The organism is Citrobacter sp. wls613 (assembly GCF_005281195.1).
Taxonomy (GTDB): Bacteria; Pseudomonadota; Gammaproteobacteria; order Enterobacterales; family Enterobacteriaceae; genus Citrobacter; species Citrobacter gillenii.
The window spans coordinates 8,444-11,437 of the sequence record NZ_SZXN01000019.1 but is presented as its reverse complement, the minus strand read 5'-3'; the positions used below and the strand labels follow the sequence as shown (position 1 = coordinate 11,437).

Here is a 2,994-nt window from a genome sequence, read left to right as displayed (position 1 = left end):
TAGCGGTGCCGCCGTCGTTGCCGTCGCTGACCGTGTAGGTTACTACTGGCGCCGTGCCGTTCCAGTCGGCCACCGGCGTAAAGCGGTAGCCGCCGTTGCGCTCAATGGTCAGCTCGCCGACGCCCGGGAGCCGCGCGGTATCGCCCGGCTGATAAGTCTGGCCGCCGACGGTGAAGCCCGCGATAAACAGCGGATCGCCGTCCGCGTCACGGTCGTTGAGCAGCAGGTCGCCGCGCGCCTCGTAATCTTCCGGCGAAGCCACTGTCTCGCCCGTTGCGACCGGCACGCTGTTGGTCAGGGTGACGGTGACGTTGGCGGTTTCGCGAACGCCGCCGCTCTCCACGGTGTAGGTGAAGGTATCCTGGCCGACATAGCCTGCCACAGGACGATAAACCAGCTGGCCGTTTTCAATGGTCACCGAGCCGTGCTGGCCCTGATCCACATCGATAATCGCTTTGTCGGCATTGCTGAAACTGTCGTTATGCAGCGCATCGATAGTGACCGCAACACCCGCATGGGTGCTGGCCGTATCGTCCTTCGCGTCCGCCACCGGCGTTACGCTAAAGGCGAGCGTGGCGGTGGAGACGCCGCCGTCTTTGCCGTCGCTGATGGTGTAGGTCGCGGCAGGCGGCACGCCGTTCCAGTCGGCCACTGGCACAAAGGTGAAGCTGCCGTCGGCGCGGATCGTCAAATCGCCATAGCCTGCCAGCGTCGCGGTGTCGCCCGCGAGGTAGCGGGTGCCGCCGACGGTAAACTCCGTCACGGCGAGGGCGTCGCCATCGTCATCGTGGGCGTTAGTCAGCAGGTTCTGCGCCGCAGTGCTGTTAAGCGTGGTGTCTTCCGGCGTGGAAATCGTCGGTACGCTGGTCAGACGCGGCGCCACGTTGGTGACGTCCACGGTAACGGTCGCGGTTTCGGTTTTGCCGCCGCTGGTGACGGTGTAGTCGAAGGTGTCGCTGCCGACATAGCCCGCGTTCGGGCGGTAGACGAGCGTGTTGTTCTCAATCGTCACCGTTCCGTGGGCGGCAGCGGTGACGCCGGTAATCGTCTGGTCGCTGTTGCTGAAGCTGTCGTTGTCGAGCGCGTCGATCACCACCGGCACATCGGCATGGGTGCTGACGCTGTCGTTGACCGCATCCGCGATCGGGTTGACGGTAAGTAAGAGCGTCGCCACGCTAAATCCGCCGTTGCCGTCGCTTACCTGGTAAAGGATCGGCTGCACGGCGCCGTTCCAGTCGGCGACTGGCACAAAGGTATAGCTGCCGTCGGCGTTAATGGTCAGGTCGCCCATGCCTGCAAGCGTCGCGGTCTGGCCCGCCGCGTAAATCTGCGTACCGGTACTGAACTGCGTGATGGCAAGAGCATCATTGTCATCATCGCTGTCGTTAGCCAGCAACCCGGTGGCGGCGCTGCGCGTCAGGGTAGTGTCTTCCGCAGTCCACGTAAAATCATCGTGCGCCACCGGCGCAATGTTGGCGATGGTGACATTAACGGTCGCGGTTTCCGTTACGCCGCCGCTGGTGACGGTATAGGTAAAGCTGTCAGTGCCGTTAAAGCCCGCGTTCGGGGTATAGCGCACCTTGCCGTTTTCAATCGCCACCGAGCCGTTATTGCCCTGGGTGACGGCGGTAACGGCTTTGTCGCTGTTGCTGAATCTGTCGTTCGCCAGCACGTCGATGACTTTCGCCACGCCCGCGTGGGTGGTGGCGTTGTCGTCAACGGCGTCAGGGATCGCATTGTACTGAATGGTGAGCGTCGATGTGACGCTGCCGTTATCCCGGCCGTCCGTTGCCGTGTAGGTCACCACCGGTACGTTGCCGTTCCAGTCAGCCACCGGAATAAACGTCACGCTGCCGTCAGAAGTAATAGTCAGGCTTCCGTACCCCGCCAGATTGGCCGTCTCGCCTGCCTGCCAGGTGGTACCGTTGACGGTAAAATCGGTCACCGTCAGGGTGTCGCCGTCGGCGTCGCTGCTGGTATCTAATAAAAGGCCAGGGATACCGATCGGCGAGTCTTCACCGTTAATCGCTGTCCAGTGGGGCAGCGTCGGCGCGCTGTTGGTCAACGTCAGATAAACCGTGGCGGTCTCCTCGATACCGCCGCTGGTGACGGTATAGGTGAAGCTGTCGTTGCCGACGTAGCCGCTGGTCGGGGTGTAAACCACCTGGCCGTTGCTGATGCTAACCGTACCGTGCGCGCCGTCGGTGACGCCGGTAATCGCTTTGTCGCCGTTGGTGAAGCCGTCGTTGGTCAGGACATCGACCGTGACCGGGGCGCCCGCATGGGCTGTCCGGCTGTCGTCATGGGCGTCCTGCACCGGCGTGACGGTAATATCGAGGGCGGCGGTTTGCACGCCGTTGTCGCGCCCGTCGGTGACCTCATAAGTGACCTGCGGCACGCTGCCGTTCCAGTCGGCGACCGGAACAAAGGTATAGCTGCCGTCGGCGTTGATGGTCAGCGCGCCATAGCCCGCAAGCGTCGCGGTCTGGCCTGCGGCCCACGTCGTTGCGCCCACCGTAAATGCGCTGACTTTCAGCGTATCGCCGTCCGGGTCGCTGGCGCCGTTCAGCAGATTCTGCAAAGCCGTGCTGGTCAGCGTCTGGTCTTCCGCTGTGCTGGCGGTTTTGCCGACAACCCCGGTCGGCGCACCGTTCGTTAACGTTACGGTGACGTTCGCGGTTTCGGTTTTGCCGCCGCTGGTAACGGTATAAGTGAAACTATCGGTGCCGACATAGCCGTCGTTCAGGGTGTAAACCACCTTGCCGTTGCTGACGGTCACCGTACCGTGCGCGCCGTTGGTGGTGGCGGTAATGGCTTTGTCGCTGTTGGCGAAGCTGTCGTTATTAAAGACATCAATCACCAGCGGGTCGCGCCCGTGGCCGGTCTGGCTGTCGTTAAACGCATCCTGCACCGGCGTAACGGAGATATCGAGCGTCGAGGTGACGTCGCCGTTGGTGCGACCGTCGGTGATGGTGTAGGTCACCTGCGGCACGT

1 protein-coding gene is annotated in these 2,994 nt (G+C 62.7%); it reads right to left on the bottom strand.

The features are described 5' to 3' along the window. On the bottom strand, positions 1-2,994 hold a 2,994-nt coding region (locus tag FDX01_RS23320; protein WP_249360856.1), incomplete at both ends, for an Ig-like domain-containing protein.